Here is a 5,326-nt window from a genome sequence, read left to right as displayed (position 1 = left end):
CGGCCGATCAAGTTTTTTCTCATCCCGGATCTCCTCGTTAGCCGTGTGAAATCTCGTGCCACGTTCCGGCTCGGCCTGAACCTCGAACGCCGCGCCGGCGATCGGATCGACCGTAACAAAGGAGCTCGCGGGCTCACTGCGAAGTCTCCATCACCCAATGGTCCGGCCTGGCACCGGCCTGATGGCACACTGGTGACCGTCCAACGACCTCGACGAAAGATCTCTGCCTTCATGAACCAAACGATTGTATTCCTGCCGATGCTGATCGTCTTGGGGGCGTTCATGTTTTTCGCATCGCGTCGTCAGAAGCGCGCGATGCAAGCCACCATCAACCTGCATGAGTCACTGAGGATCGGTGACCGGGTGCAGACCACGTCCGGCCTGCACGGAACCATCACGCGCATCACCGACGATGTCGTGGACCTCGAGGTGTCCCCGGGCGTGGTCACCACCTGGGCGAAGCTGGCGGTGGCCAGCCGCGTCGAGCCGGAGGTTCTCGACACCGCAACCGGCGAGCTGGTCGACGACCCGGGCCGACTGCCCAACGACTGAGGTCGCAGCCCCGCCCCGTACCCTTTTCGGTGCAGTCGAACCGAGCGGGGCGCGAGAGGCGAACGGGTCGGTGACGGCCTGCACAAAAGCGCATCGCGCATGAGCGGAGGAGACTCAACACGTGGCATCGCCATCGGCGCCGGTGCATCCGGGCCGCTATCTGGCGGTATTCCTGGTCCTGTTGATCGGTGTCTACCTGCTGGTGTTCCTCACCGGCAACAAGCGGGCCGACCCAAAGCTCGGCATCGACCTGCAAGGTGGCACCCGGGTCACGCTGACCGCGCGCACACCGGATGGCTCGCGGCCGACACGTGAGGCGTTATCGCAGGCGCAGGCGATCATCAGTGCCCGGGTCAACGGCCTGGGCGTATCGGGTTCTGAGGTCATCGTCGACGGCGACAACCTGGTCATCACGGTCCCGGGTACCGACGGGAACGAGGCGCGCAACCTCGGCCAGACCGCCCGGCTCTACATCCGCCCCGTGATCAACGCCCTGCCCGTCGACAGCGCCGGCATGCAGGGCGGTCCACAGCTACCCGCGCCGCGTGGCGGGCAAGCCCGACCCGGCACCCCCGCGCCCGACGGTCAGCCGGGCGGCCCTGCACCTGACCTGGTACCCGCGGCGCCGGCGCCCGGCGGCCCGGCTGTCCCGCCGCAGCCGCGGCCCTACCCGCAGGATGCGCCGACCAAGCCATCCCCGCCGCCGGCACCCGCTTCGCCGGCGGCTGAGCAGCCCGCACCGCCCGAGCTAGCCCCGATTCAGCCGGGGCCGCCGGATCCGCGTAAAGACCTTGCCGAGCGCATCGCCAAAGAGCGCGAGTGGCGGCAGAGCACCAACAAGGGCGTGCAGTTCCTGGCGCTCCAATATGAGGCCACCCGCTGCTCCCAGAAAGACATCCTGGCCGGCAACGACGATCCCGCTCTGCCGCTGGTGACCTGCGACATCCAGCACAAGCAGGCTTACCTTTTGGCGCCGTCCATCATCAGCGGCGACCAGATCGAGAACGCCAGTTCGGGCATGGACCCGCACAGCGGTGGTTACGTCGTCGACGTGCAGTTCAGGAGCGGGGCGGCCAACACCTGGGCGGACTTCACCGCCTCGCACATCGGCACGCAGACCGCGTTCACGCTGGACTCGCAGGTGGTCAGCGCGCCGCAGATTCGCGAAGCGATCCCCGGTGGCCGCACCCAGATCACCGGCGGCGACCCGCCTTTCACCGCGAGTTCGGCGCGTGAGCTGGCCAACGTGCTCAAGTATGGTTCGCTGCCGCTGTCGTTTGAGTCGTCGGAAGCCCAAACTGTCTCCGCGACACTGGGATTGACGTCGCTAAGGGCAGGCTTGATCGCCGGCGGGATCGGACTGATTCTGGTCCTGCTGTACTCGCTGCTGTACTACCGAGTATTGGGCGTGCTGACGGCAGTGTCGTTGGCCGCTTCTGGCGCAATGGTTTTCGCAATCCTTGTGCTGCTCGGCCGATATATCGACTACACGCTGGACCTGGCCGGGATCGCGGGTCTGATCATCGGCATCGGGACCACGGCCGACTCGTTCGTGGTCTTCTTCGAGCGCATCAAGGACGAGATCCGCGACGGCAAACGGTTCCGGTCGGCGATTCCCCGGGGTTGGGCGCGGGCCCGCCGGACGATCCTGTCGGGCAACGCGGTCACCTTCCTGGCCGCCGCCGTGCTGTACGTCTTGGCGATCGGTCAGGTCAAGGGATTCGCGTTCACGTTGGGCCTCACCACGGCCCTGGACACTGTGGTGGTGTTCCTGGTGACGTGGCCGCTGGTCTACCTGGCCAGCAAGTCGAAGAGGCTGGCGAAGCCGGCATACAACGGCCTGGGAGCGGTCCAGCAGGTCGCGCGCGAACGGAGCGCCGCGAGCGCCGGAGCGTACGCGACGGGACGGGGGTAGCGGGATGGGCTCAAACGCGGACACGACCGGCACCGAGGACACCACCGCCGTCGAGATCAGCAAGGACACCGCCCGAGTGGTGCGCCCGAGCAGCGACGACTCCGGGACGTTGCCACACCACAACTTCTTCGTCCGGCTCTACAGCGGAACCGGCGCCTTCGAAGTCATCGGACGACGTCGGCTGTGGTATTCGGTCAGCGGGGTGATCGTCGCGATCGCGGTGGTCAGCATCCTGGTTCGCGGGTTCACCTTCGGCATCGACTTCAAGGGCGGCACGACGATGTCGATGCCCGTCGTCGGTGACAAGGCGCATGCCAGCGTCAGCCAGGTCGAGGACGTCTTTCGGCAGACGCTGGGTCACGACCCGGAGGCGGTGGTGATCGTCGGCAGCGGATCGTCGGCGACCGTGCAGATTCGCTCGGAGACGTTGTCCAACGACAAGACCGAGAAGCTGCGCGACGCGCTGTTCGACAAATACGCGCCCAAAGGCGCCGACGGTCAGCCCAGCAAGAAGGCCATCTCTGATTCGGCGGTGTCCTCGACATGGGGCGGGCAGATCACCACGAAGGCAGTCATCGCCTTGGTGGTCTTCCTGGTGCTGGTCGGCCTGTACATCACCGTCCGCTACGAGCGCTTCATGGCGATGTCGGCGCTGACCACCATGGTCTTCGATCTGACCGTCACCGCAGGGATCTATTCGCTGGTGGGCTTTGAAGTCACCCCGGCCACCGTCATCGGATTGCTGACGATTTTGGGTTTTTCGCTGTACGACACGGTGATTGTGTTCGACAAGGTCGAAGAGAACACCCACGGCTTTCAGCACACCACCCGGCGAACATTCGCCGAGGAAGCCAACCTCGCGGTCAACCAGACGTTCATGCGATCGATCAACACCAGCCTGATGTCGACGCTGCCAGTGCTGGCCCTCATGGTGGTGGCGGTGTGGCTGCTGGGCGTGGGCACCCTCAAAGACCTGGCCCTGGTGCAGTTGATCGGCATCATCGTCGGCACCTACTCGTCGATCTTCTTCGCCACCCCGCTGCTGGTCACGCTGCGTGAGCGCACCGAACTGGTGCAGACCCACACCCGTCGGGTCCTCCGGCGGCGCGGGCCGGACGCCGGCAAGGCTGCGACCAAGCAGACGCGGTCCCAGGAGGGCGCCGAGTCGGACGCCGAGCCGGCTCCTGCACGCTCCGCCGGCACCGGTACGCCGCCGCCCGGCAAGCCGGCTCCGGGTGCCCGGCCGGTTCGTGCCTCGGGCCGCCATGCGCGTCCGACCGGCAAACAGAACAACCGCTAGCGCAGATGATGGCCTGGCGTCGGCGTGTGGCCGCCGGTTGTCTGACGCTCACCCTTGCGGCGGCTGCGCCGGGCGCGCTGACCGGATGCTCGGGCAGCGTGGCAGGAAACGTCGACTACATCGTCGACGGCGCGTTGGACTCCTACAACACCAACACCGTCGGCGGCGCGGCTTCCGCCGGTGCGCAGGCATTCGCCCGCACGCTCACCGGATTCAGCTACCACGGCCCCGACGGTCAGGTTGTCGCCGACCACGACTTCGGCTCGATCTCGATGGTCGGCGGATCACCGCTGGTCCTGGACTACCAGATCGCCGACAATGCCGTGTATTCCGATGGCAAGCCGGTCACCTGCGACGACTTGGTGTTGGCGTGGGCCGCTCAGTCCGGCCGTTTCCCGGGTTTCGACGCCGCCAGCCAGGCGGGTTACGTCGACGTCGCGTCGATCGAATGCCAACCCGGGCAGAAGAAAGCCCGGGTGTCGTTTGCGCCTGATCGCAACATCGTCGACTACAACCAATTGTTCACCGCCACCACGATCCTGCCGTCGCATGTGATCGCCGAAGAACTCGGTGTCGACGTCACGGCGTCGCTGCTGGGCAACAACGCACCGAACATCGCACGCATCGCGCAAACGTGGAACACCACCTGGAGCCTGCGGCCGGGCACGGCGTCCAGCGTCATCGCCAAGCACTTCCCGTCCTCCGGGCCGTACCAGATCGAGTCCGTATTAGACGGTGGCGCAGTGGTTCTCGTTGCCAACGAGAAGTGGTGGGGCGCCAAGCCAATGACCAAACGGGTCACGGTGTGGCCGCAGAAAGCCGACATACAGGACCGGGTCAACGACAAGAGGGCCGACGTTGTCGACGTGGCGACCGGTTCGTCGGGAGCTCTGGCCACGCCGGACACCTACCGCCGCACCGATGCGGCGTCCGACGGTATCGAGCAGCTCATCTTCGCGCCGGGCGGACCGATGGCCGACATCGCGGCCCGTCGTGCCGTCGCGTTGTGCACTCCGCGTGATGTGATTGCCCGCGACGCGCAGACGCCGATCTCCAACGCACGCCTGCACACCGCCTCCGACGACGCCATCGGCCAAGCTGAGAACGTCCCCGAGGCAGGGCGATTCATCAAAGCGGACCCGGTGGCGGCGCGCGCCGAGCTGAAGAACAAGCCACTGCCGGTGCGGATCGGCTACCGCGGGCCCAACGCGCGCCTGGCCGCGATCGTCGGCGCGATCGCGAAGGCCTGCGGCCCGGCCGGTATCACGGTCTCCGACGTCACGTCGGACTCGGTCGGCCCGCAGGCACTCAAGGACGGCATGATCGACGTGCTGTTGGCCAGTACCGGCGGCGCCACCGGCAGTGGCTCCACCGGCTCGTCGGCCATGGACGCCTACGACCTGCACACCGGCAACGGCAACAATCTGTCGGGCTACACCAACGGCCAGATTGACGGCATCATCGGCTCGCTCGCGGTGTCGGCCGACCCCGCCGACCTGGTCCGGCTGCTGGCCGAGAGTGCTCCGGTGCTGTGGGCGGGCATGCCGACGCTGCCGCTG

Annotated in this window: 4 protein-coding genes; all 4 read left to right on the top strand. The window is 66.7% G+C overall.

Going from position 1 to position 5,326, the window contains the following annotated elements; translation table 11 throughout:
- Positions 1-231: 231 nt before the first annotated feature.
- Positions 232-552 (top strand): preprotein translocase subunit YajC, encoded by a 321-nt coding sequence (gene yajC / locus AC2VOU_RS03520; protein ID WP_486956104.1) that lies wholly within the window; start codon positions 232-234, stop codon positions 550-552.
- A 121-nt stretch (positions 553-673) separates the two neighbouring features.
- Entirely contained in the window at positions 674-2,467 is a 1,794-nt protein-coding gene (gene secD, locus AC2VOU_RS03515; protein WP_486956103.1) for a protein translocase subunit SecD, read from the top strand.
- A 4-nt stretch (positions 2,468-2,471) separates the two neighbouring features.
- A complete protein-coding gene (gene secF, locus AC2VOU_RS03510) occupies positions 2,472-3,767 on the top strand; it encodes a protein translocase subunit SecF (protein ID WP_486956102.1) in 1,296 nt (431 codons plus the stop codon).
- A gap of 5 nt (positions 3,768-3,772) precedes the next feature.
- Positions 3,773-5,326, top strand: a 1,554-nt coding sequence (locus AC2VOU_RS03505; protein WP_486956101.1) for an ABC transporter substrate-binding protein, incomplete at its 3' end; no start/stop codon positions are given.

The sequence above is a fragment of the Mycobacterium sp. TH-M25 genome (assembly GCF_057473665.1).
The sequence above is the reverse complement of the archived record's forward strand: the minus strand, read 5'-3'. Positions and strand labels throughout refer to the sequence as shown.

What these genes read in the sequence shown, in the direction of transcription:
- yajC (WP_486956104.1), top strand. Translation starts at nt 232, where the DNA reads ATGAACCAAACGATTGTATTCCTGCCGATGCTGATCGTCTTGGGGGCG.
- secF (WP_486956102.1), top strand. Translation starts at nt 2,472, where the DNA reads ATGGGCTCAAACGCGGACACGACCGGCACCGAGGACACCACCGCCGTC.